The organism is Shewanella sp. MF05960 (assembly GCF_050849305.1).
Lineage (GTDB): Bacteria > Pseudomonadota > Gammaproteobacteria > Enterobacterales > Shewanellaceae > Shewanella.
The window spans coordinates 1-25,497 of the sequence record NZ_JBOZPS010000001.1; the positions used below are offsets into that span (position 1 = coordinate 1).

Below are 25,497 nucleotides of genomic sequence, written 5' to 3' on the forward strand. Positions count from 1 at the left end.
AAGATGAAAAGAAGATTTGCCTAAATCGATCCCAATTACTTTAATAGTAGACATGATGCTTCGCCTCTTTGATTAGCCTACCCTAAGTTTAGCTTAGGGGTGAGGCGGACCATCTAATTAAGCCCCACAGCCTAATGCCGTGGGGCTTTTTGTTTGGCTTATTGATTTACTTATTGATTAAATACAAAATTAAACCAATAAAAATGGCGACTCAATTGAGTCGCCATTTGTTTTTGAAGGCTTTTATTTACAAACGGTTGCTTACAGCAGTCATTTATAAACTGTAGCTGATAGCCAACCGATTTAAGGGCTGGCCTTCAACCTTAGCCAATCTTAACTCGCGCGTTACGGAACATGCGCATCCATGGACTGTCTTCGCCCCAACCATCTGGGTGCCATGAGTTAGCAACGGTTCTAAATACACGTTCTGGATGCGGCATCATGATGGTGACACGACCGTCAATGGTACAAATACCCGTTAAACCGTCTGGTGAACCGTTAGGATTTTCTGGGTACTGTGTTGCAATGTTACCGTGACCATCAACATAACGCAGTGCAATTGTGCCAGACGCTTGGGCAGCGGCAAGCGCTTGGGCATTGGCAAACTCTGCTAAACCCTCACCGTGAGATACCGCGATTGGCATGCGTGAACCGACCATACCCTCGAAGAATACCGACGGTGTTTGTTGTACTTCAACCAAACTAAAGCGTGCTTCAAAACGCTCAGAACGGTTGCGCACAAAATGTGGCCAATGTTCACTGCCAGGGATGATTTCTTTTAAGTTAGATAACATCTGGCAACCGTTACACACACCAAGCGCAATGCTTGAATCACGTTCAAAGAAGCGGCTGAATTCGTCACGAGCACGGCTGTTAAATAAAATCGACTTAGCCCAACCTTCACCGGCGCCAAGTACGTCACCATAAGAGAAACCACCACAAGCCACTAGGCCCTGGAATTCTTCTAAGCTGATACGACCCGATAAGATATCAGACATGTGTACGTCACGGCTTTCAAAGCCTGCGCGGTCAAATGCTGCGGCCATTTCAATGTGCGAGTTAACACCCTGCTCACGTAAAATAGCCATTTTTGGCGCGGCGCCTTTTAAAATATAAGGTGCGGCAACATCTTCACTCGGGTTAAAGCCTAATTTGACGGTTAAGCCCGGTGCATCAGCTTGCTGTTTAAGGTCAAACTCTTGCTTAGCGCATTCTGGATTATCACGTAACGCTTGCATGCGGTAGGTGGTTTCAGACCACAAAGTGCGTAATGCAGTGCGGGTGTCGGCAAAGATAACGCGTTTGCCATCAGTAATGCTGATCTTATCTGCAGCTTGTAAGCCACCAATGTGATGACAGCTCACACCTTTAGCTTCAAACTGCTTAGCAATGTCAGCGGCTTGAGCTGCACTAACTTGGATTACAGCGCCTAATTCTTCGTTAAACAAACGCTCTAAATCAGTGCCGTTTAAGCCTGCTAAATCGATAGTTAACCCTGTGTTACCGGCAAATGCCATTTCAACTAGGGTGGTAAATAACCCACCGTCACTGCGATCGTGATAAGCAATAACCGCCTGGTCTGATACTAGCTTTTGCATAACCTCAAAGAAGCCAGCTAGGTTAGCCGTGTTATCCAGTGTTGGCGCAATATCGCCAAGCTCGCTGTAAACCTGCGCTAAACATGAACCACCTAAACGGTTTTGACCGTTGCTCAAATCAAGCATCAATAATGCGCTATCACCTTTATCTGAGCGAAGCTCTGGTGTGACGGTTTTACGAATATCTTGCACAATACCAAAGGCTGTGATGACTAACGACATCGGCGATGTCACGGTTTTACTGACGCCATTGTCTTGCCATGCGGTTTTCATCGACATGGAGTCTTTACCAACAGGAATGGTAATGCCAAGGGCTGGACATAAGTCTTCCCCAATGGCTTTAACGGCTTCATAAAGCCCGGCATCTTCACCTGGGTGACCGGCTGGCGACATCCAGTTGGCCGATAATTTAATTCTTTTGAACGAACCAATATCGGTACCGGCAATGTTCATAATCGACTCAGCAACAGCCATACGAGCCGATGCATCAAAATCGAGTAGCGCTAACGGAGTGCGCTCGCCCATCGACATCGCTTCGCCGGTGTAGCTGTCATAACTTGATGCCGTGACTGCACAATCTGCAACAGGTACCTGCCAAGGACCGACCATTTGGTCACGATTAACTAAACCGGTTACAGAGCGATCGCCAATGGTGATTAAAAAGGTTTTGTCAGCAACGGTTGGTAACGTCAGAATGCGTTTAACTGCCTCAGTTAGCTCAATTTTAGTTTGATCCAACGCGGGTGACACTGCCTTAGCAGACACCACATCACGACTCATTTTAGGCGCTTTACCTAATAATACTTCAAGCGGTAAATCAATTGGCTTGTTATTGAAGTGACTGTCAGCAAGCGTTAAATGCATCTCTTCTGTGGCTTCACCTACAACCGCAAATGGCGCACGCTCACGAGCACAAATATCAGCAAACTGTTGCAGGTTTTCTGGGGCAACCGATAACACATAACGTTCTTGAGATTCGTTACACCAAATTTCAAGTGGGCTCATGCCAGGTTCGTCCGAAGGCACGTTACGTAAATTGAACACGCCGCCACGATTACCATCATTAACCAATTCAGGGAAAGCGTTTGATAAACCGCCTGCACCCACGTCATGAATAAATTGAATGGGGTTGGTGTCGCCTAATTGCCAACAGCGATCAATCACTTCCTGGCAGCGACGTTCCATTTCAGGGTTTTCACGTTGCACAGAAGCAAAATCTAAATCTTCACTCGATTGACCAGATGCCATAGAAGAGGCTGCGCCGCCGCCCAATCCGATATTCATTGCTGGGCCGCCCAACACAATAAGCTTAGCGCCAACAGTGATTTCACCTTTTTGCACGTGCTCTTCACGGATGTTACCTAAACCACCCGCAATCATAATCGGCTTATGGTAACCCCTTACTTCAACACCATTATGGCTCGAGACTTCTTGCTCATAGGTACGGAAATACCCGGTAATAGCAGGACGACCAAACTCGTTATTAAATGCCGCGCCGCCTAATGGGCCTTCAAGCATAATTTCTAATGGGGTGACAATACGATCAGGTTTGCCGTAATTACCTTCCCATGGCTGTACAAAACCCGGGATTTTAAGGTTGGACACAGTAAAACCATTTAAACCTGCTTTGGGTTTAGAACCACGACCCGTCGCACCTTCGTCACGAATTTCACCGCCAGAACCTGTTGCTGCACCTGGATATGGGCTGATTGCCGTTGGGTGATTGTGGGTTTCCACTTTCATCAACACGTGCATAGGTTCTGTATGGTAATTGTAAACGCCATCAGGATCGGGAAAGAAACGCCCTGCAACCGAACCTGTCATTACTGCAGCATTATCTTTATAAGCTGATAATACAAAATCTGGCGTCACTTCAAAGGTGTTCTTAATCATTTTGAACAATGATTTAGGCTGCACTTCGCCATCGATTGTCCAATCCGCGTTAAAAATTTTATGACGGCAATGTTCTGAGTTTGCTTGAGCAAACATCATTAATTCGATGTCGTTGGGATTACGATTTAAGCGAACAAAGTTTTCAACTAAATAGTCGATTTCATCATCTGCTAATGCTAAGCCTAACTTCGTATTCGCCACTTCTAACGCACGGCGCCCTTCGGCCAAAATGTTTACGCTGTTAAATTTAGCCGGTTCTGTGCGAGCAAATAACACTTGAGCGTCATCAAAGCTTGGCAACATGACTTCAACCATGCGGTCGTGCAATAAGCTTTGTAATTGTGTTTGCTGCTCGGCTGTTAAGGTGACTGACTCAACATAATAGGCAATACCGCGCTCTAAACGCTTTACCTTATTTAAACCACAATTTTGAGCGATGTCGGTTGCTTTAGATGACCAAGGAGAAATCGTGCCAGGACGAGGAGTAACAAACAGTAATGCACCTTGTGGAGCGTGCGATTCAATCGCTGGGCCGTAGGTAAGAATAGTTTCGAGTTGTAGACGTTCATTCTCATCGAGTGGTTCAGTCAAATTGGCTAAATGCACATATTCGGCATAAATTTGCGACACTGGAAGCGATGCGTTTTCACAAGCCTCCATGAGTTTTTGAACTCTAAATGCAGATAGTGCTGGGGCTCCGCGAATGATTTCCATCACGTCTATTCACCTTATAATTTATATAGGAGGGTCAGAATTGGCGCCATTATAGGGAATTGCACCATACAAATCACCTTCAAGCACGGGTGAAAACAGTGTTTCCTGATAGGAAAAATATCCCATGATAATAATGCTAAAGTGAATAGCATGACGACTTTACATCTGAATACAAAACAATCAAATATTGCTGCTTATTCATACAAGCCTAGGCGTTTAGGAAAACACCTGATAAAGTATCGCAAAAAAAAACGCTATCCCCCTGCATATTTAAAGGCTATTTACACTCGTTTTTCTCTTATTACTCTCGTGAGTTTTACGAACAACTTAAGATAACCAGTTAATAAATATGATTAAAACCTTATTTGTCATTTTACTCTGCGCAATACTCAGCGCCTGTCAGCCAGTTGATATTCAACAGGTGGATATTGCTGCGCCAGCGCAAAAACGTACGGTCCTTAAGGTCGGTACGCTTTATGGACCACAGATATATCTCAATTCTGAGTTAGGTGAAACCGGCTTTGATTTTGAAATGGCTCAACGTTTTGCCGATTACCTAGCGGTTCCGTTAGAAATGATCCCTTTTACCGATCGTAAGGCACTGTTTAAAGCGTTAAAAGATAATGATATCGATATTATTGCGGCAGGCATTGCCAAAACCCCTAATCGCAGTAAACAGTTTAAACTTGGCCCTACGCTATATAAAGTCAACCAGGTTCTGGTCTATAAAGAAGGCACGCCAGAACCCAAAGACATTGGCACCTTGTCTGGTGAAATTACCGTTATGGCGAACTCATCATCGGTAAATACCTTAACCCAATTACAAAAAGATCACCCAGAGTTAATGTGGAACCAGGTTAATGACAAAGATAACGAAGAGTTGTTTGCATTGGTTGCCAAAGGTGAATTGAACTACACCATTTCAGACTCAAATAGCTTATTAATCAACCAACGTTTTTTACCCGAGTTACGCGCAGGCATGATTTTGGAAGAAAAACTCGAAGTTGTTTGGTTATTACCGCCAAAAGACAGTGACCGTTTAATGAGTCAACTGCTGGCTTTTTGGCACAATGAAAAACGAGCAGGTACGTTAGAGCACCTCAACGAAAAATATTTTGGCCATGTAAAACGCTTTGATTATGTTGATACTCGTGCATTTATCCGCGCGATTGACAATATTTTGCCCGAGTATCGCAGCATGTTTGAAGAACACGCGGGTGAATTAGATTGGCGTAAACTGGCCGCAGCGAGCTACCAGGAATCACATTGGAACCCTACGGCTCGTTCGCGAACCGGTGTACGGGGGATGATGATGCTCACCCGCCCTACAGCAACCTATGTAGGCGTTGAAAACCGCTTGGATGCTGAACAAAGTATTCGTGGCGGCGCATTTTATTTAAAAGATATGATGGAACGTTTACCCGATACCATTTCTGAATCACAAAGAATTTGGTTTGCATTAGCAGCTTACAATATCGGATTAGGTCATGTTGAAGATGCTCGCCGCTTAACCGAGTCGATGGATAAAGATCCTAATGCCTGGCGTGATGTAAAAAAGGTTTTACCCCTGTTACAGCAGTCAAAGTATTACAAACAAACCCGTTATGGTTATGCCAGAGGCAGTGAAGCGGTTCATTATGTTGACAGTATTCGCCGTTATTACGACACTTTAGTGTGGGTTGATAATCAAACCAAACAGATGGAAGTGATCGACGAAAGCGACAGCATGGAAGTGATTGCCGAAGAAGTACAAATTAATACCAATGTGTCGGCTCAGCAGCCATAACGATTGCATTGTTAAGTGTGAAAAAATACTATGGCTTATCAACAGCGCTCACTTGCGGCGTTGTTAAGCAATTTAATTCAGCAACATGATTTAAAGGGTATCGGTATGAGAAGAAGAGCGATAAGCAACACCATGTCACGCCGTCGTGTCATGCTAAAAGTACATAAAAACCGCATTCAAAACCGTCAACGCGCACATTTTTTATTAGTTCAAACAGATAGTTAATCAACGATTAACTGCTCAAACAAATCAGTCTTCAACCTGTTGCTTTTTAGCGAACAGTTTGAGGGCTTTTTTTTCGGCTCGCCTGCGCTTAAAAAATGCACTTAACTGCTCTGCACACTCATCGGCTAACACCCCTGCACTCACGGCTAATTGATGATTAAACGCAGGATGTTGCAGTAAATCAATCACGCTACCCGCAGCACCGGTTTTTAAATCATCCGCGCCATAAACCACGCGCTTAATGCGTCCGTGGACCATTGCGCCCGCGCACATCGCGCAAGGTTCAAGTGTCACATACAAAGTCGTGTCTAACATTCGGTAATTATTAAGCACCTTACCTGCCTGGCGAATACATTCCATTTCGGCGTGGGCGGTGGGGTCGTTATTGATAATGCTTAAATTAAACCCACTGGCAATCATGACATCATCTTTAACTAACACGGCCCCAACAGGCACTTCACCTTTTAACTCGGCTTGCTCAGCTAGCTGCATAGCCAAACGCATCCATTGGCGATCAATAATCTGTTGAGCTTCATTCACAGGTGTATCGATAACCTCTGGATTAGCATTCGCATGCGAAGCTGAACAGGAAGAGAGATTGGGATCAAGTTGAGTGGCACACTCTGCCTTGGGAATATCTGTCACGCGATTAGCCTAAGTCATGGGATCTACTCGACTATTCTAACAAATAAAAAAGACGCCGCAGCGTCTTTTTTATTTAACTTCTACACAAGATTAACCCCGTTGGGTTATTCCCATTCGATAGTGGCAGGTGGCTTACCTGAAATATCGTAAACCACACGAGATATACCATCAACTTCATTGATAATGCGGTTTGAAACGCGACCTAAGAAGTCGTATGGTAAATGGGCCCAATGCGCTGTCATAAAGTCGATTGTTTCTACAGCTCGTAGCGACACAACCCAATCATATTTACGACCATCACCCATTACACCAACCGAGCGTACCGGTAAAAACACCGTAAATGCCTGGCTGACTTTATTGTATAAATCGGCTTTATGCAGCTCTTCAATGAAAATAGCATCTGCACGGCGTAACAGGTCGCAGTACTCTTTTTTCACTTCGCCAAGTACCCGCACGCCAAGGCCTGGCCCTGGGAACGGGTGACGATAAAGCATGTTATAAGGCAGACCTAGTTCTAAACCAATCTTACGGACTTCGTCTTTAAATAATTCACGTAGTGGTTCAACTAAGCCCATTTTCATATCAGCAGGTAAACCGCCCACATTATGGTGCGACTTAATCACATGTGCTTTACCTGTGGCGCTACCAGCAGACTCAATAACGTCTGGATAAATAGTTCCTTGAGCTAGCCATTTCGCATTTGCACATTTTTTAGATTCTTCGTCGAAGATTTCAACAAATACACGACCAATGATTTTGCGCTTAGCTTCAGGCTCAGCTTCGCCAGCCATCGCATCTAAGAAACGATTTTCAGCATCGACATGAACAATATTGAGTCCAAAGTGATCGCCAAACATTTCGAGTACTTGCTCTGCTTCGTTTAAACGCAACAAGCCGTTATCCACAAAAACACACGTTAACTTATCGCCAATGGCGCGGTGCAATAGCATCGCCACTACCGATGAATCAACACCGCCAGACAGACCCAGAATTACTTCGTCATCACCAATTTGTTGCTTTAAACGCTCAATCGCATCTTCAATAATTGATGACGGTTTCCAGTTTGCTTCACATTCACAAATGTCTAACGCAAAATGCTCAAGCATACGCTGACCTTGGCGAGTGTGCGTCACTTCTGGGTGAAATTGTACACCGTAAAAGCGTTTTTCTTCGTTGACCATGGCGGCAAACGGACAGGTGGCCGTTTTAGCAACGGTCACAAAGCCTTCTGGGATCACAGACACCTTGTCACCGTGGCTCATCCATACATCAAGCAATGGCTTGCCATCTGCACTTACGGCATCTTCAATGCTTTTAAACAATGCTGACGTGGTTTGAAGTTCGATTTGAGCATAGCCAAACTCGCCTTCGCCAACGCCTTGAATCACTTTACCGCCAAGTTGTTCTGACATGGTTTGCATGCCATAACAAATGCCTAACACTGGCACGCCAGCATTAAATACGTATTCAGGTGCACGTGGTGAATTATCAGCGGTTACGCTTTCAGGACCGCCGGCTAAAATAATGCCGTTCGGTGCAAATTCACGAATTTGAGCTTCGCTCACATCCCAAGCCCATAACTCACAATACACGCCAATTTCACGAATACGACGGGCAATAAGTTGAGTGTACTGAGAACCAAAATCGAGGATCAAAATCTTATGATCATGAATATTAATCATGGGTAACCTTTACAAATTGATTAAATGCCATGGCCAATACATTGGCCATAATGCGAGTAACAAAAGGGCGACAAACGTCGCCCTTGCCGTAATTATGAACGATAGTTTGGTGCTTCTTTGGTAATGGTCACGTCATGTACGTGTGACTCACCCATTCCAGCTGAAGTGACTCTTACAAACTGTGCTTTTTCATTTAAATCTTTAATGGTGGCACAACCGGTTAAGCCCATGCATGAGCGTAAACCGCCCATGTGCTGGTGAATAATTTCTTTCAACTTACCTTTGTAAGGTACGCGACCTTCAACGCCTTCAGGCACTAATTTGTCTGCGGCGTTGTCACTTTGGAAATAACGATCTGATGAACCTTGAGTTTGGCCCATTGCGCCAAGAGAACCCATACCACGGTATGACTTATACGCACGGCCTTGATAAAGCTCAGTCTCACCAGGAGCTTCTTCAGTACCGGCAAACATTGAACCCGCCATAATGCATGATGCACCTGCGGCTAATGCTTTAGCTAAGTCACCAGAATAACGAATACCACCATCGGCAATCACAGGGATACCTAACGCTAATACCGCTTCAGCAGCATCAGACACGGCTGTAATTTGTGGTACACCTACGCCGGTAACAATACGAGTAGTACAGATTGAGCCAGGGCCGATCCCTACTTTAACCGCGTTAACACCGGCTTCAACTAACGCTAGCGCGCCAGAAGCCGTAGCAACGTTACCGCCAACAATTTGTAAATCTGGGTATTTAGCGCGGGTGTCACGAATGCGTTGTAATACACCTTCTGAGTGACCATGTGATGAGTCGATCAACAGTACGTCAACACCGGCTTTAACAAGGGCGTCAACACGCTCTTCGTTACCAGGACCAGCACCAACTGCGGCACCAACACGTAAACGACCTAACTCGTCTTTACAGGCGTTTGGCTTACGCTCAGCTTTTTCGAAATCTTTTACAGTGACAAGGCCTTTAAGTTTAAAATTATTGTCAACCACAAGGACTTTTTCAATACGATGAGAATGCATTAACTTTTGCACTTCATCTAACTTGGTGCCTTCGGTTACTGTCACAAGGCGATCTTTTGGCGTCATCATGTCGGCAACAGTTTTGCTCCAGTCGGTAACAAAACGTACGTCGCGGCCTGTAATAATACCCACAAGTTCGTGTGCATCATTCACCACAGGGTAACCAGCAAAACCATTTCGCTCAGTTAATTCACGTAGGTCAGTTAAACTTGTCGCGGGAGTGACGGTAACAGGGTCTTGAACAATCCCTGCTTCATAGCTTTTAACTTTGCGGACTTCTTCGGCTTGTTGCTCAATACTCATGTTTTTATGAATAAAACCTAAACCGCCTTCTTGCGCCATTGCAATTGCAAGACGAGACTCGGTTACTGTATCCATAGCAGCAGACACTAATGGGATATTCAGTTCGATTTTAGTCGTTAAACGGGTTTTGAGAACAGCGGTATTAGGGAGTACGGTCGAGTGGGCAGGAACCAACAACACATCATCAAAGGTTAGTGCATCTTTCAGTAAACGTAGCATGGCAACATCTCCCTAGTAAGTAGGATTTGAGGTGAAATATTGCGGCGAGATTATACCTTGCATATTGCAGTTGGTAAATGGAAAATAGATTTTTATTACCGTTAGAATGAGAACATTCATGAGTGCCACAAAAAACAATGTTTACACCGTTTCGCAATTAAACGGCGAAGTGAGGCATATTCTTGAAGGTCAAATAGGTAAAATCTGGTTAAATGGTGAAATTTCAAACTTTTCCTCGCCAAGTTCTGGCCATTGGTATCTCACTTTAAAAGACAGCCAATCACAAATTCGCTGTGCGATGTTTAAAGGCCGTAATCAATCGGTACGCTTTAAACCTGTCAATGGTCAACAAGTCTTAGTTAAAGGCGCTATCAGCGTTTACGAGCCTCGTGGCGACTATCAATTGCTACTCGAGTCAATGTTACCTGCTGGCGACGGCTTGTTAGCACAAGAATTTGAAGCATTAAAGCTTAAATTAGCTGCAGAAGGTTTATTTGCCACAGAAACAAAGCGCCCTATTCCAAGCAATATTCAACGCATTGGCGTGATTACCTCTGCCACTGGCGCAGCGCTTCGAGACATATTGCACGTATTAGCCAGACGCGACCCATCTATCGAAGTGATTGTTTATCCAACCCAAGTGCAAGGTGCAGCCGCGAGCCAATTAATTTGCCAAGCCATTGCTACGGCAAACCAACGTCTTGAAGTGGATGTATTACTACTGACTCGTGGCGGCGGCTCGTTAGAAGATTTATGGTGTTTTAACAGTGAGCACCTAGCTCATGCAATTTACAATAGTGCCCTACCGGTAATTAGTGCTGTCGGCCATGAAATAGACACCACTATAAGCGATTATGTTGCCGATGTGCGTGCACCGACGCCATCAGCTGGCGCCGAGCTATTGTCTAAAGACAAAGGTAACAAAGCTGAAAAGCTGATATTACTGTTAGCCCGATTACAACAAAGCATGAAGCATTATCAGTTGCAACAAAATGGTCGCTTAACCCAATTAACCCACCAGCTTCAACGCCATGAGCCACAGCGAAAACTGCAACAATTTGAACAGCGCTTTGATGAAATGCAGATGCGCTTAGAGCATGCCTTACAACACAAACTCAGCCGTTTAACGTTGCGCCACCAGCAACTGAACAATCGCTTACAACAGCGATCGCCAGTCAACACCTTAACGCTTGAAACACAACGCTTGCAGTACCTCACGGAGCGATTTAACGACGCCAGCACCGACTACTTTAAGCAAGCCTCATTGCGCGTAGCTCAAGCAGCCCATAAGCTTGATACTGTTAGCCCACTGGCCACATTGAGCCGAGGCTATTCAATCACTAGCTCAAACAAACAGGTTGTCGAAAATGCCGAACTATTGAATAAAGGTGATGTGATTCATACTCGATTAAAACAAGGAAGTGTCACTTCGACTGTGACCAAAATATCGTTAAAATAATCCGCTATACAAGGCCAAGGAAAATATGCATTCGCTAAAGGAACTAGCTTGAAGAAAATTAATTACCGTAAATACAAAAATGCTGAACTGTTACATGCTCGATATCGGATTAATCAACAAGTATTTCCTGGAAGATATCAGCAATTATGTGATGAAATAGCTCGCCGCAAACAAAATGGCCAACTCAAAGTTGAAAAAAGTAGCGTGATCGATCATGTCAGCTTCTGGGATCATCGAGAGCTGATTATCGAGTTTACTCAAACCCACAAAATATTGCGCATCACTTTTCTGGTGCTGTATGTATTATCCAATATCATTGCTTTTACGTTTATTGCATCAAAGTATTGGGTAACCGACTTCAGTAAACTTCATCAATACACTGCTGTGCTCGATCAAGCAACATGTCGTAAAGATACAGTGGAAGATGAGGAGACAGGTAAAATTGATGAGTATTATGATGTCGTGGTTTCAATTTATCCTGAAATATTTTTAGCCCCAAACTTACCCGCCTCAACATGCAATAAGATTGCCGCAACATTAACGCCTGGCTCACAAATATCGATTTGGCATCAAGATGGACTTATTCATCTGCTGGTATTGGATCAAAGCACATTACTCAGTTATCGAGACATGAAATCAAAAATACGGGATTTCAATAGCCGTGGGTATTTATTCTTTTTATTCAGCTTATTTGGGATAGCTTTGATTTTCTTTAAATCGCTCTACAATGCGGTTTACCCTGGTACATATAAGAAATATTAGCTTCAACATTTTTATTTCTTTCAGAAAAAACTTTAACTGCGATAAATAGATAACAAAAAAGCCATCTTTCGATGGCTTTCATTTAAGTCGTAAATTAACTTACTCATTCGTTACTCAACGATGTGAGAAAGTTACTTACCAATCGGTGTTAATACAATTTCAACACGACGATTCTGCGCACGGCCATCGGCAGTATTATTGCTCGCAATAGGGCTTTCTTCGCCCATACCGGTTGATGACACGCGTGAACCATTTACGTTTTGGCTCGTGATGTATTGAGCCACTTCACTGGCTCGCACTTGCGATAAGCGTAAGTTGTAAGAGTCAGAGCCTGAGCTGTCGGTATAACCAATCACGTTTAAGCGCGTGTCGTCATATTCTTTTGCCACAAGTACTACGCTGTTTAATACTGACTTAGCGCGTTCACTTAACACCGTTTGATCAACGGCAAATGTCACTTCGTTTGGCATGTTAAGGATAATGTTATCACCACTACGAGTCACGCTGACGCCAGTAGACTGTAACTGCTTACGCAATTTCGCTTCTTGTACGTCCATGTAATAACCAATACCACCGCCTACAGCAGCACCCGATGCAGCACCAATCAGTGCGCCTTTACCGCGATCTTTTTTGCTTGCAGAGGCCACACCAATGGCAGCGCCGCCAATAGCACCAATAATTGCGCCATTCGTTGCTTTAGCATTTTCAGACTCGCCGGTGTAAGGGTTAGGTAATTGACAACCTGACAGCAACAATGCTGTACCCACTAAAGAACTGCATAACAACGATGTGTTTAACTTAACTAACATACTCTCTCCTAAAGACCTTGCCCGGGGAAAAGATGAGATAAAAGGTTATCCCAAGCAAAGGTTGACGACTCATTTTTGATAATAATAAAAACTCTTGATGAAAACGAAAGATTGATGAAAACGAAAAATGGCTACATCATAAAGTTCAAGTTTACCTGATGCACAACCAATCATTACGTTATTTTTTGTTCATAAAACTGCGACGGAACCAGGCAAAAGCGCCGAGCAAGCTAAAACTTAACCATGACAATGCGCCAGCATGAACCTCTTCGGTATAGACTTCTTCAACATACACCGCATCTCTGTCGCTACTTTCAAGTGGCAGGGCATACAATGCATCCACATCATCACTGCTAATCGTGGCAACAGGGTCGGCATAACCGAGCTCATAAAGATCGATTAACACGTCATAATGATCGGTTTGATAACCGTTCGCTAACGTCGTTAGCACTTCGTAATCGTCAAAGCTTGAATCGGCATTAAGGGTGAATACGTCAGTTGAGTAATAATGGATCCAAGGGCCACCATTTTGACTTAAATATAATTCTGCAAATACATCAGCTTGCACATCACCACCACTGCTGTTGATATCGGCATCAAAGGTCACGCTAAAGGTCTGATAAAAACCGTCGTAATCGTAATCTTCAAATAATCGCGACTGTGCGCCATAAAATGAAAAGTCATAATAAATCACCTGGTTTTGCTGAGCCAAGGCACGTTGCTGCTGACTGGCTTTAGTCGCTGCGGCTTTTTGATGTACCGCCATACGTTGTTCGCGGGTGACTTTAAGGCTGGTTTGCGCATTACCCGTTAATAACGTGGCTTGTTGATGTAGCTGCGCCACTCGTGTTTCTGCATTATTGTCAGTAGTGGCCGGAATCTCTAATTGCCTTGCCTGGCTTATCGCACCGCTCACTTGTTTTGTACTTATTTGGGCCGCTGGCACTTCAGCACTGTATACGCTGGCAGAACTCAATCCTAAGGCACATGCAACACATAAGCTTAATCCTAATTTAACCGTATTAAACGATGATGTAGTGTTGTTTATGTTATTTGAATGCTGGTTCATGGTGATTCCTCACAACCTTAAATGTTGCGGTCATTAAAACCCACCCAAAATGAACACAACCTGAACATTAGCAAATAGTTATCGCCATCTCGATATTCTGAGTGTCATTCAGTTAGTGTTCATCTGCATATCGGTATACTTGCCCAACAACACGTATTAACATCAACTGCTAGCGCAATTTTTTAAGTAGATGTTTCTATATAGAAAAGGATCTTTTACACTAAGAACAATGAGGTAAATAGGATTAACACTATGCAGCGTATGTTCAAGCTCAAGGCCATTCTTTTAGGCTTAATGTTAGTGATTTCATCACCCAGCTTTGCTGGCGCTTCGCTTGTTTTATCATTAAATTCTGCCGCCCCCTTTGCACTTGTACCTGGCCCTAAAGATAACCGTCAAGGCAATAACCTTGTGGTCAACAGTGCACAGCAAGCCATAAAAATTGCTAAGCGCAGCTATTCAGGCAAGGTGTTAAAAGTACAATCTAGCAGTGTAAATGGTCATCCTGGTTATCGCGTGAAACTCCTCACCAACGATGGCGTCATCTTTTATGTGTCTGTCGACGCCACGAATGGTTCAGTATCAAGGAACTAACTCATGAGATTATTACTGGTCGAAGATGACTTAGCCCTGCAAGCTAACATTAAGCAATACCTTATTGAGGCGCAGTACACGGTCGATGTCGCCTCAGATGGCGAAGAAGGATTATTCCAGGCCCAGGAATACCAGTACGATGTGGCGATTATTGATGTCGGATTACCCAAACTCGATGGACTGTCGCTCATTAGCCAATTGCGCGAGCAAAATATCAGTTACCCCATTATCATTTTAACTGCCCGTGATAGCTGGCAAGACAAAGTGATTGGCCTTGATGCCGGTGCGGATGACTATTTAAGTAAGCCGTTTCAGCTTGAAGAGTTAGTCGCAAGAATTAATGCTTTGATCCGCCGCTCAGCCGGTAAAGCCAGCCCTGTCATTCAAAATGGGCCTTTTAGTATTAATACTCGCAGCCTTGAAATTAAAATGCATCAGCAGGTGGTTAATTTAAGTGGTTCGGAATACAAGTTATTTGAATACCTTATGCTGCACCCTGGTTCGGTACATTCTAAAAGCAGTTTGATTGAACATATTTACGATCAAGATTTTGATCTCGACTCTAACGTTATTGAAGTGTTTATTCGTCGCTTGCGTAAAAAGCTCGACCCAGACAATCAATACCAGCTTATCGAAACACTGCGCGGCCAGGGTTATCGTTTACGCCAATTAGGGCAACATGAATAAGTTATTGGGCTCACTTAAAGTTCGCATTGTGGTCAGTGCATTACTGCTTATTTTAGTATTGCTGCCCATTATTGGCATTACCGTTAACAACGCCTTTGAAACCCAAATTAACGTGGCGGCAAAAAACCAGTTAAAAGCCTATGTTTATTCCGTATTAGCCATGGCCGAAGTGGAAAATGATGAATTACTTATGCCTGAGCACCTGCTCGAAAACCAATTCAATGTCATTGGCTCTGGTCTCTATGCACTGATCACCACCAAAGACAATCAATTACTGTGGACCTCAAATTCGTTTTTAGGCTTAAATACCCCCATTAACTTACCAAAGCCTGCAACGGGTCGAAACAGTTACGCCAGCATTCTCATTAACGATAAACCGCAATTGATCTACAGTTTCAGTGTCAGCTTTGCCACCAGCGAACAACCATTTACCATGACGCTGCACATCATTAAAAACCAACAAGAATACCAACAACAAATTAGCCAGTTTTCAAAAACATTGTGGACCTGGTTATTGATATTAATGGCGCTGTTATTTAGCGTGCAATTAAGTTGGTTATTATGGACCCTCAAACCCTTAGGCCAATTCAGTCAAGAACTCAGTGCAGTGGAACAAGGTAAGTCGATGCAGCTGAGTACTCAATATCCCATTGAACTGCAAAAAGTAGCAAAACAGCTCAATACCTTATTGCAAACAGAACAAAATCAGCGAAAACGTTACCGTAACGCCCTGGCCGATTTAGCCCACAGTTTAAAAACGCCTCTCGCCGTAATGCAAACTCAGGCGAATTTAAATGACGCTTCGCTAGAGCAAATTAATCGTATTAATCAAATTGTGGCGTATCAGTTAAAGCGAGCGCAAAGTGCTGCGGGAACGGGCTGGCATCTTGGGGTGAGTGTTGATGATATTGCCACTCGTTTGGTGCGTACCTTAAGTAAAATATACCAACATCAAGCGTTGAGCATTGATTATCAAGGTGATGCTGAAGCCCGCTTTAAAGGTGATGAGTCTGACTTAACTGAAATGCTCGGAAACGTATTAGACAATGCCTGCAAAGCAGCCAATAGCCATGTGTTATTGAGCGTTAAGCAATTAGCCAACAGCTTACTGATCAGTATTGAAGATGATGGTGCTGGAGTGCCTAAAGACAAGCAACAGCAAATATTTGAACGTGGTATGCGCGCCGACACTTACGAACAAGGTCACGGCATCGGCCTCGCTATTGTGCGCGACTTAGTTGACAGCTACCACGGCACATTAACGGTAGCTGAGTCGACGTCTTTAGGCGGTGCCAAATTTGAGTTCGAGTTTACCCATTAATAAAGTGCTGCAGCCTAGATAAAAATCATCGCACTCTTTTATTCCCTTTAGTTAACTTTCAGCTTATGTTCATCTTCAGCTCGCTATGATGAACATAACAGTCATCAATGACACTGGAGATAACATGAAAAAAGCCATTCAAACACCCGCTAAAGCGCTACTGGCGTTAGCTTTGGTTTGTATGCCATTAGCGAGTGTGCAAGCCGCGCAGCCAACTGAATCATATTCATACAATGCAGCTGATGATGTGGTGAGTGACGCTGAACTTGCGCAAATGCTCGCGCCTATTGCGCTATATCCAGACAGTTTACTCACCCATATTTTGATTGCCTCAACCTACCCGCTTGAGATTGTGCAAGCTAAGCGCTGGTTAGCCAATCAAGGTAATCGCGACACCAATCAAATTATGGCCGAAGTCGAGTCTCAAGATTGGGACCCAAGCGTTAAAGCGTTAGTGGCTTTTCCTAATGTACTCGAGCGTTTAAATAATGATTTGGTTTGGACGCAAAACCTTGGCGATGCCTTTTTACAAGACGAAGGCCGAATGCTCGATACCATCCAAGCATTAAGACAACAAGCAGATGAAGCCAATAACCTGGCAGATCTTGAACAGGTAAAGGTATCGCGTGTTGAACGCCGCATTATTATTGAGTCTGTGCGTCCTGAAATTGTCTATGTACCGTATTACGACAGCCGTATTGTGTATGGCAATTGGCGCTGGAACCGTTACCCACCGGTATATTGGCATGCGCCAGCCTACGTCAACTATCGCCCTAACCATCATGCCATTTTTTGGGACAGCGGTGTACGCATTAGCTTTAACTTTTTCTTCAGTGGTTTCCATTGGCATGACCGCCGTGTAATAGCCGTACCAGTACATAAAAACTACCGTTACTACACACCACGTAGAATAAGCTACAGCCATGGCGCACAACATTGGCAGCACAAACCTAAGCACCGTAAAGGTGTGGCTTATCGCAGCCAGGTGATCAGCAAACGCTATAACGGTCACTATGAAAAACGAAATAAGCCAGTGAGTTACTCGCACGAGCCAAAGCGTCAACTCGCTAATGAGCCGCGCCGTGTTACGTCGCGAAATGATTCAATTAAGGTGAGCGAGCAACGTAAGCACATTAACCAAAATGTGAAGCAAGACAAACGTAATGAGCACACTCGCGTGAAAAATGTGAGCCGTAATGAAGCTGCTGAACATAGAAGTACGCAGCTAAAACGTGAACTTAGCCAGCAACGTCAACCTACATCGCAGGTAAAATCGTTTGAACGTAAAAGTGAGCCAATGAAATCAACTTACAGCCGCGACAGAGAACCGGTGAGCCGCCAACGTGACGTAGTCAATACCAAGGCCAGAAATGAAGTTAAACCTGTGGCTAATGCTATTAACCAACCACGTGCTCAGCAAGTACAACAAGCACAGCGTAATGCTCGCGTTGAGCCTGTTCGTGAGCAGCGAACGCAAGCCGTGCAACAAGCGTCGCGAGCAATGAGTCAACAACGTGACAACTCAGCACGCCAATCGAGTCATTCACGAGACATTAAACCATCACGAGAAAGACAGTAATAAAACGAAAAAGATGAGTTGCTATAGGGCGCTCATCTTTTTTGTATTCAATGTTTCAATGACATTCAAAATGTAGGCTACACGATAATACTGACCTTGAGCCCGTGTGGCTCAACTTGAGTAAAATGTAACTCGCCGTGATGTAAACTAATAATATGCTGGCAAATGGATAAGCCAAGCCCTGCTCCTTGCGAGGTATTTTCATCCACGCGATAAAAGCGGTTTTTCGCTAAGCTGATTTCATCACTAGACATGCCACGTCCTTGATCGATTACCTCTATCAACGTTTGCACACCATGTGGAGTCGCTCGAATCGTAATTAACGACTCTACTGGGCTGTATTTACAAGCGTTCTCAATAATATTTTTTAATACTAATTCAAGATAAAATGGGTCTGCGTTAATGGTCATTCCGGCGGGAATATCAATATGCCATTCATAATCAGCTATGACATGTAATAACTGATTGACCACATTATCAATACTATTTTGCAGGTTACAGTCTGAACGATTAAGCGCTTCAATGGCATCAACTCGCGATAACAGCAGCAACTGCTCAACCGTATGATTTATCCTATTAACCCCTTCACCAATGGCATCAATGTAAGGCAATGTCATTTGCTGAACGTCTTGATGCTGAGCTGACAACACATCATTTAAGCCATCGCTGTGTAACTTAATAATCGCTAATGGGGTTTTGAGCTCGTGAGCGGCATCGGCACTAAATCGACGCTCACGCACTATGGTATCGGCAATACGCAACAAATAACTGTTAAGCGCTTTTTGCACAGACGCTAACTCCGTTGGTAATGTGAAGTTAATTGGCGTGAGATCTTGAGCAGGTCGCTTATCTAAATGACGCTCTAATAACTTAAGCGGTTTAAACAGAAAATAAATAAACAACAACATAAAAAACATCATTATTGGAGTGATAATCAATGGGGTTCGCCAGGTATTACTCACAATTAACGACACTAATTCCTGGCGCACATCATGCCGTTGTGCCGTAACAATCCACACTTGATGAGCCGCTGAAAAATAGCTATACACATGCCATAAATTGCCATTGATGTTGCGCGTATCATAACCTTGAGTGAACTGGGTTAACGTTTGCTCACCAGAACTGTCTGAATAGGCGAGTAATTGCCCGGTAGTCGACAAGAGTTGAAAAGACAATTTGTGTTCATAAGATAGGGATATCGGGTTGGCTTGTTCAGCAAAGGTTTCGATATTGGAATCATCAACATGAAATAATATAGGTCGTGTCACCAACTGGGTAAGCTGTTTTTCCGTGAGTTGATTAACATAAAACTGCTCAAGCATTTTTGCCGTTTGCACCATTTGCGCATCAAATAGCTCTTCAACTTCATGCATGGCATCGCGAGAACTTAATACACTCGAAAACGTTACTGTAAGTACAATGCCAAGTAGCATTAACACGCTGAATAATAATCGTAATGAGAACATAACATCCTTTAAAAATAGTCACGAAGGTTGACTAGTCACTTATGCACAATCGATAGTCGATAGTCGATAGTCGATAGTCGATAGTCGATAGTCGATAGTCGATAGTCGATAGTCGATAGTCGATAGTCGATAGTCGATAGTCGATAGTCGATAGTCGATAGCACCACCCTAAAGCGTCTCAGTCAAGATGTAGCCGATGCCCCGTACCGTTTTAATTAATTCAGTGGCCATTTTTTTCCGTAAATGATGTATGTGCACCTCAATCGAATTACTGCCGACCTCGTCCCAACCATAAGTTAATTGTTCGAGTTGACTGCGGGTTAATACACGCCCGGCTGATTGAGCAAACTCAAGTATTAACTGATACTCACGGCGTGACAATGACACTAATTCACCCCGAAAATGCACTTCACAACGAGTAAAATCTATGTCGAGTGCGCCGTAGCTAAATTGGTTATTGTCTAAACCATGTTGGCGCCGAATAATGGCTCGTAGTCGCGCAATTAATTCTCTAACATCAAAAGGTTTACTGAGGTAATCATCTGCACCAATATCTAAACAAGCCAAGCGAGTGTCAAAGTCAGTATTCGCTGTGAGCACGATAATCGGTAAAGAGACACCACTTCGGCGCCATTGTTTTAACAACTCGGCACCATCACCATCGGGTAAGCCTAAATCAAGAATAATCGCGCTAAAATCTTCGTTGTTGAGTGCAGCTTGCGCTTGCTTAAACGATGATAAATGATCAACTTGAATGCCTTCCTTAGCCAAACTCATTACCACGCCTTGGGCGAGTAATTTATTATCTTCAATCAGTAATACACGCATATTTTTTACCCTCTAAACACCTTAAAGTCGACACCTTGCTGTTGTAAAAAGGCTTCAGCCTCTGATCCTTTTAACATCGCCATGGTGGCTAACATTCCCGCCATCACACAATTAGGTGCAAGCACGGTGACAGACAAAGGCGCCTGCTCAATAGGATAACCCGTTGTGGGATTAATAATGTGGCCATAACGTTTTCCATCCACCTCAATATAACGGCGAGTCGTACCGCTGGTAGCTAGCGCACCTTGACGAATGGTTAAGAGTGCTGCGGCATTATCTAATTTTTGCGGGTTTTCAATTCCCACCTGCCAGCCATCGCTTTTGGTGATCGGACAGGCAATATCACCGCCAAAATTAACCAGCACTGAATAATTAGGCCAGCGCTGAGCAATCATTTGAGCCGCTTTGTCTACCGCATACTCTTTACCGATACCACCAAAATCGATACTCATCCCGACTGGCATATGAATATGGGTTTGCGTGATAGTGATATTGTTTAAGCCGACATGTTGTAAGGTTTGCTTAATATCATGTTGATGAGGGATTTTTTGCTGGCCATCAAAACGCCACAACACCATAAGTGGGCACGCACTGATATCAAATGCACCGTCACTCAATTGATAACATTGCTGGGCAAAATGCAATAAATGCAAGGTCTCTGCATCAACGGGGATCTCAGTACCGTGAGCATGATTTATCTGCCAAATGAGATTGTCTTCAATAAAACGGCTGAACTTTTGCTCAATCCGTTTAGCTTCCTGGTAAGCCATCTGTAGCATTTGCATGGCTACGCGCTCATCATTAACGGCCATCAGCACTTCACAAGGACTTGCCATTGCCTTAAATGAGCCTAAAAAACCCCATTTACGCGGCTGTAAGCTGATGTCACTGACTGTGTTAGTTTCAGAACGTGATAAATTGGCTGGCATAGCACTCTCTGTTGGCTGCATAACACTATCTTAATACCAATAGCCAGTAATTGATAATAGATTCAGTATCTTGAATATACTTCTATCTTAGATTGCCGTTACCAGTAAACAATGCCTTGCCTAAACACGTGTTAATTGTTGTTGAAATCGAGCATCTTCAAGTTGATTGGTTATAGACTTGACCATTATCACTCTTGCAATAATGGCCAAGTCTGTCAGCTTTGAGTTAAAGCATACTTAAAATGAATAACTCACTTGAGCAACAATCGCTTTTACTGATGGGAACAAATCATAGTTTTGTAACTGCCCCGGAATTTCAGTGCCGTTGTTTTCAGGATTTTGCTGATAATACTCAAGACGATAAGTCATCTCATGACCGCCAGATAAACGCTGCCCAAACTTAAGCCCAATGGTATAAGCTGTCATATCGCCAATGCGATAATCGGCGCTGGCATAGTCTGGTAGGGTATCGCCCATCATTAAGAAAGGTTGATAAAACTCAGCCGCTTGTTGTTGGTAATAACGTAAGTGTAACTGCCCATAAAAACTCGGACTAAAGTAATAGCGATAATGCGTTTCCAAGGTGTGCGAGGTAATGTCCCAATCATCGGTACTATAGCGATAAGAAAAATCAACCACGCCAGAATCTAATGCACCTTTTGTCATCACATACACGCTGTGCTTTAAACGTGAATCAGGTCTATTCTCGTAGCGATACCCTTGAGTAATCCCATTGCTATCGACTTCACTCAAAATTTTATACGGGTCGTTCATATAGCCAGACACACTAGACAGGCCATAGTTTGCTTGCATTAACCAATTGCGATTAAGAATTTGAGTGACACCCAACATGACATCCGATGTTTGCTTGGTATCATCGCCACTTAAACGAGTTTGATCAAACGCCGCTTGGTACTCTGCGTCACTGTTGTAGTTAGCCCGATAAACCATCTCACTAAAGGCAACAGGGCGGCCTCCTACAGGATCGACCACATCTTGTGTAAAAGCACCCGATAACGCCAGGGTGGTATTGTTTTTATTAAAGCTACGTTCAAGGCCAGCGTTTAATCCCATTGACAAGTAGTCAAACTCTTTTGAGCCATATACGCCGACGTTACCAGTCCAATCTTGATTAAACACTTCTTGCCAGTTAGCACTTAACTGCACTCGCGTATCGTGGAAAGTATCATCAAGTGGAGTATCACCTGCGCCAACGGTGTACTCGCCTTTACCAGATGGACGTGTAAACGTTTGGCTTTCACCTTGAGCCACAGCGCCCGATGCAGATGAGCCCGTTAAACTGTCGACTACCACTTTCATGTCTAGTAACGAGGTGTCACCAAACGCTTTTTGCACATTACCAATGGCCTCTACAGCTTGTACACGCTCTTGCTCGCCGTAATACATAATGGCAGCATCCACTTTCCAGTCATCATTAGCTGGTACAGTTTCGGCTGCATTGGCTTGGCCAATTAAACTACAACTTGCAATGGCTAAGGCGCTGGCAATGCTCTGTTTTGATGTTAGTTGCATCCACAACCTCCGCCCGCCAATGAACGACCACCGCTGGTACCTTCTTTACTGAAATAAATATGATCATCTAAAGATAAATCAAGTTTCTCGCTGTTTAATGCCATGTCTTTACGGGCAAATTGATCTTTTTCCCAAGGTTGAACACCTAAACTTGAGCATCCCACAAGACTGCTGGCAATGGCTAACGCCACGACCGTTTTGCAAAAGGGTTTAAACACGTTAGTCATGAGTTTACTCCTGTAATAATGTTTGGATTTCTTGCTCGTAGGCAGAAATGTTCTCTTCAAAAAAGCCCATATGCGTTTGCACTAATTCGCCTTGGCGATTAAACAAAAAGCTGCTGGGCATTCCTTGTAAATCAAATGCTTTGGCAACATCACCTTCAGGATTAAACGTCAGATTAAATGTGGCAGGTATTTTAGATAAAAACTCATGAGCTAATGCAGTGTCAACATCAAGGTTAATGGCCACAACCTCTAATCCCTGTTGCTGATATTTAGCTTGCATGGCATTCATCCAGGGGAATGACTTACGACACGGCCCACACCATGACGCCCAAAAATCGACGTATACCACTTTACCTGCATATTGCTGTAGGCTGACAGGTTTAGCTTTAGCATCTAACACAGTGTGATCTAATGAAGGAGCTGCAATTACCGCGGTACTGATACCAAGTGCAAGGCTCAGTAAAGTCGCGGTGATGTTTGAGGAGAGTGAAAATAACTTCTTTGGCATTATATTTTCGCCTAATGACTAGATGAATAACACACTAGATGACCAATCTTAAGGTTTACTTAAGCAATAAACTGCACTCACAAAAATAGCTCAAGACATTGTGTCGTGAGCTATTTAACCTCTCTAACCCTATTGTTGTAATCACCATGTTGGTCTTCTGCCATTTTGATTGTTTGTCACCACTTCAATCAGGCACATCGATGCAGCAATGGGAGAAGCAATGGGAGCAGACCATCACATCAGATTGATTAACCACCAATCATTTTAGAGACTAAACCTTTATCATGACTGGCTTCTGCCAGCAAAATACCTGCTAAATGCAAACTGATAAATGGGATAAAATACCACAATGCGAGTTTATGAATAGTTTCGACTTGTTGCTCTATGGCCTCTGGACCAAATTCAAGTAATAACCCAGTGCTCACTGACATGGCGACGCCGGCATAAAATAACCAATACACCCATGCTTGAAATTTTTGCTTCGTGGTCGCCTGAGCACTGAATGCCGATGGATAATGCAGGCCAAATTTAGCCATGTATGCAAAACGAGCAACAACAAATACGCTTACCGCATAGCCAAAGTAAATATGCCATTTAAACATCACACCACGGATCCCTTTTGCAATGCTAACGGCTTGCTTGTCGGTGATCAGCACATCAATTTTGGCTAAGCCCTGTGTAATCACCGCCGCCATATGATTTTTCTCCATCCACCCTAAGCGTAACAACACAGTGAGTAACATCACCATCATGGTCAAGGCTAATCCCCAATGCAACAGACGATGGAGTAACGGGAAATGAACTTGAGTACGCATATAAACCTCGATAGATTAAGATAACAACGCCATTATTACGTTATAACCTTAACAATCACTTACGGTTTATGGTTTTATACCAATTCTATTAAGTGCAATAAGATCTAATTGTGAGCGCAGCATAAAACGATTTATAAATAGGACTTTCTCATGACTGAGTTTTTTAAACGAACCCAAACGCTTGCATTATTCATTGCCGGCTTGGGTACCTCTTTGGGAGGGTTATATACATTAGCGCCGCAGTGGGCTTTAGCGCAGCTAAACCAATTACCGTATATTGTTAGCGACACGATATTTATCCAGCATTGGGGCTTTTTAGTATTGATGATGGGGTGCAGCTTTTTTATTGCGATATTTCGTAATCACTGGATTATCCCAGTGTTTTGGGTGGCGTTAATTGAAAAACTATTTTTTGTCAGTTTAGTTATAGGTTATTCAAGCCAACCTTTTACTAATGGCTTTTGGTTATCCATGGCAATGGACAGTGTTATCTGCCTGTATATTGCCGGCTACCTATTGAGCTGTAGACAATCGAAAACGAATACTCTCAAATAGCATCTACAGGTTCTTCACGGTCACATTTTTTACAGCTAAGCAGCATACCTAAATGTTGCTGACGGCCAAGATCGGTAGTGACCCATTCGCGGACAGTCCAGGGTGGGTCATGGCGCACATGTTGAAAATGGCCACATACTAACTGCGCAACCCAATGACACTCTTCATCTTGGTGATAACCCACTATTTGCTGCTGCATATACCTCTACCTTACGCTTTTAATATTTCAGCCACAAAAAAGCCTGAACAAGTCA

Annotated in this window: 24 protein-coding genes; 9 read left to right on the top strand and 15 right to left on the bottom strand. The window is 43.6% G+C overall.

The annotated features are described in order from the left end of the window. Window positions 1-323: 323 nt before the first annotated feature. A complete protein-coding gene (purL, locus tag ACROAE_RS00005) occupies window positions 324-4,205 on the bottom strand; it encodes a phosphoribosylformylglycinamidine synthase (protein WP_432399199.1) in 3,882 nt (1,293 codons plus the stop codon). 349 nt (window positions 4,206-4,554) lie between these two features. Between purL and mltF the strand changes: the two genes are divergently transcribed. Together mltF and ACROAE_RS00015 are read left to right on the top strand one after the other, a co-directional pair. Next, window positions 4,555-5,991: a membrane-bound lytic murein transglycosylase MltF gene (mltF, locus tag ACROAE_RS00010; RefSeq protein ID WP_432398880.1), complete on the top strand. Its 1,437-nt coding sequence runs from the start codon at window positions 4,555-4,557 to the stop codon at window positions 5,989-5,991. A 30-nt stretch (window positions 5,992-6,021) separates the two neighbouring features. Beyond that, complete coding sequence (locus tag ACROAE_RS00015) at window positions 6,022-6,216, top strand: hypothetical protein (RefSeq protein WP_432398881.1); 195 nt, start codon at window positions 6,022-6,024, stop codon at window positions 6,214-6,216. A 24-nt stretch (window positions 6,217-6,240) separates the two neighbouring features. Here ACROAE_RS00015 and tadA read toward each other — a convergent pair whose 3' ends face one another. From tadA to guaB, 3 genes are all read right to left on the bottom strand, one after another. Beyond that, entirely contained in the window at window positions 6,241-6,768 is a 528-nt protein-coding gene (gene tadA, locus ACROAE_RS00020; RefSeq protein ID WP_432399200.1) for a tRNA adenosine(34) deaminase TadA, read from the bottom strand. 197 nt (window positions 6,769-6,965) lie between these two features. Then, window positions 6,966-8,543 carry a glutamine-hydrolyzing GMP synthase gene (gene guaA, locus ACROAE_RS00025; RefSeq protein WP_432398883.1) on the bottom strand — a complete coding sequence of 526 codons (1,578 nt, stop codon included), beginning with the start codon at window positions 8,541-8,543 and terminating at the stop codon, window positions 6,966-6,968. Between the two features lie 92 nt (window positions 8,544-8,635). Continuing rightward, on the bottom strand, window positions 8,636-10,102 hold the full coding sequence (guaB, locus tag ACROAE_RS00030; protein WP_432398884.1) for an IMP dehydrogenase: 1,467 nt from the start codon (window positions 10,100-10,102) through the stop codon (window positions 8,636-8,638). A gap of 118 nt (window positions 10,103-10,220) precedes the next feature. On the opposite strand from guaB, the gene xseA reads away from it, so the two are divergent. Together xseA and ACROAE_RS00040 are read left to right on the top strand one after the other, a co-directional pair. After that, complete coding sequence (gene xseA, locus ACROAE_RS00035) at window positions 10,221-11,561, top strand: exodeoxyribonuclease VII large subunit (protein WP_432398885.1); 1,341 nt, start codon at window positions 10,221-10,223, stop codon at window positions 11,559-11,561. 48 nt (window positions 11,562-11,609) lie between these two features. Next, window positions 11,610-12,323 carry a hypothetical protein gene (locus tag ACROAE_RS00040; protein ID WP_432398886.1) on the top strand — a complete coding sequence of 238 codons (714 nt, stop codon included), beginning with the start codon at window positions 11,610-11,612 and terminating at the stop codon, window positions 12,321-12,323. Window positions 12,324-12,454: 131 nt separating this feature from the next. Here the strand turns inward: ACROAE_RS00040 and ACROAE_RS00045 are convergent, their stop codons facing one another. Further along, window positions 12,455-13,132 carry an OmpA family protein gene (locus ACROAE_RS00045; RefSeq protein WP_432398887.1) on the bottom strand — a complete coding sequence of 226 codons (678 nt, stop codon included), beginning with the start codon at window positions 13,130-13,132 and terminating at the stop codon, window positions 12,455-12,457. 178 nt (window positions 13,133-13,310) lie between these two features. Further along, window positions 13,311-14,201 carry a choice-of-anchor H family protein gene (locus tag ACROAE_RS00050; protein ID WP_432398888.1) on the bottom strand — a complete coding sequence of 297 codons (891 nt, stop codon included), beginning with the start codon at window positions 14,199-14,201 and terminating at the stop codon, window positions 13,311-13,313. 252 nt (window positions 14,202-14,453) lie between these two features. Here ACROAE_RS00050 and ACROAE_RS00055 point away from each other — a divergent pair, with 252 nt between their 5' ends. The 4 genes from ACROAE_RS00055 to ACROAE_RS00070 all read left to right on the top strand — a co-directional run bounded on the left by ACROAE_RS00055 (window position 14,454) and on the right by ACROAE_RS00070 (window position 18,382). Next, a complete protein-coding gene (locus ACROAE_RS00055; RefSeq protein WP_432398889.1) occupies window positions 14,454-14,795 on the top strand; it encodes a PepSY domain-containing protein in 342 nt (113 codons plus the stop codon). 3 nt (window positions 14,796-14,798) lie between these two features. Continuing rightward, window positions 14,799-15,482, top strand: a complete 684-nt coding sequence (locus tag ACROAE_RS00060; protein WP_160053762.1) for a response regulator transcription factor — start codon at window positions 14,799-14,801, stop codon at window positions 15,480-15,482. Next, a complete protein-coding gene (locus ACROAE_RS00065; RefSeq protein ID WP_432398890.1) occupies window positions 15,475-16,803 on the top strand; it encodes an ATP-binding protein in 1,329 nt (442 codons plus the stop codon). The genes ACROAE_RS00060 and ACROAE_RS00065 overlap by 8 nt, the downstream gene beginning before the upstream one ends. Window positions 16,804-16,927: 124 nt before the next feature. Next, window positions 16,928-18,382: a DUF3300 domain-containing protein gene (locus tag ACROAE_RS00070; protein ID WP_432398891.1), complete on the top strand. Its 1,455-nt coding sequence runs from the start codon at window positions 16,928-16,930 to the stop codon at window positions 18,380-18,382. A 77-nt stretch (window positions 18,383-18,459) separates the two neighbouring features. Here ACROAE_RS00070 and ACROAE_RS00075 read toward each other — a convergent pair whose 3' ends face one another. From ACROAE_RS00075 to ACROAE_RS00110, 8 genes are all read right to left on the bottom strand, one after another. Further along, complete coding sequence (locus ACROAE_RS00075) at window positions 18,460-19,848, bottom strand: ATP-binding protein (RefSeq protein ID WP_432398892.1); 1,389 nt, start codon at window positions 19,846-19,848, stop codon at window positions 18,460-18,462. 35 nt (window positions 19,849-19,883) lie between these two features. Next, a complete protein-coding gene (locus ACROAE_RS00080) occupies window positions 19,884-20,015 on the bottom strand; it encodes a hypothetical protein (protein WP_432398893.1) in 132 nt (43 codons plus the stop codon). Between the two features lies 1 nt (window position 20,016). Beyond that, entirely contained in the window at window positions 20,017-20,676 is a 660-nt protein-coding gene (locus tag ACROAE_RS00085) for a response regulator (RefSeq protein ID WP_432398894.1), read from the bottom strand. A gap of 5 nt (window positions 20,677-20,681) precedes the next feature. After that, on the bottom strand, window positions 20,682-21,605 hold the full coding sequence (locus tag ACROAE_RS00090) for an FAD:protein FMN transferase (RefSeq protein WP_432399201.1): 924 nt from the start codon (window positions 21,603-21,605) through the stop codon (window positions 20,682-20,684). Window positions 21,606-21,842: 237 nt separating this feature from the next. Then, window positions 21,843-23,138 carry a DUF3570 domain-containing protein gene (locus tag ACROAE_RS00095; protein ID WP_432398895.1) on the bottom strand — a complete coding sequence of 432 codons (1,296 nt, stop codon included), beginning with the start codon at window positions 23,136-23,138 and terminating at the stop codon, window positions 21,843-21,845. Then, window positions 23,129-23,365, bottom strand: coding sequence for a DUF4266 domain-containing protein (locus tag ACROAE_RS00100; RefSeq protein WP_160053756.1), 237 nt, complete (start codon window positions 23,363-23,365; stop codon window positions 23,129-23,131). Before ACROAE_RS00100 ends, ACROAE_RS00095 begins: the two co-directional genes overlap by 10 nt. 4 nt (window positions 23,366-23,369) lie before the next feature. Further along, window positions 23,370-23,873, bottom strand: coding sequence for a TlpA family protein disulfide reductase (locus ACROAE_RS00105; protein WP_432398896.1), 504 nt, complete (start codon window positions 23,871-23,873; stop codon window positions 23,370-23,372). 248 nt (window positions 23,874-24,121) lie between these two features. Beyond that, on the bottom strand, window positions 24,122-24,688 hold the full coding sequence (locus ACROAE_RS00110) for a cytochrome b/b6 domain-containing protein (protein WP_432398897.1): 567 nt from the start codon (window positions 24,686-24,688) through the stop codon (window positions 24,122-24,124). 150 nt (window positions 24,689-24,838) lie between these two features. On the opposite strand from ACROAE_RS00110, the gene ACROAE_RS00115 reads away from it, so the two are divergent. After that, the gene (locus tag ACROAE_RS00115) at window positions 24,839-25,243 is read left to right on the top strand and encodes a hypothetical protein (protein WP_432398898.1); all 405 of its coding nucleotides are present in this window, start codon (window positions 24,839-24,841) and stop codon (window positions 25,241-25,243) included. On the opposite strand, the gene ACROAE_RS00120 is transcribed toward ACROAE_RS00115, so the two are convergent. After that, window positions 25,236-25,442: a DUF3565 domain-containing protein gene (locus ACROAE_RS00120; RefSeq protein ID WP_432398899.1), complete on the bottom strand. Its 207-nt coding sequence runs from the start codon at window positions 25,440-25,442 to the stop codon at window positions 25,236-25,238. The two genes, ACROAE_RS00115 and ACROAE_RS00120, sit on opposite strands and share 8 nt — an antisense overlap. Between the last annotated feature and the right edge of the window lie 55 nt (window positions 25,443-25,497).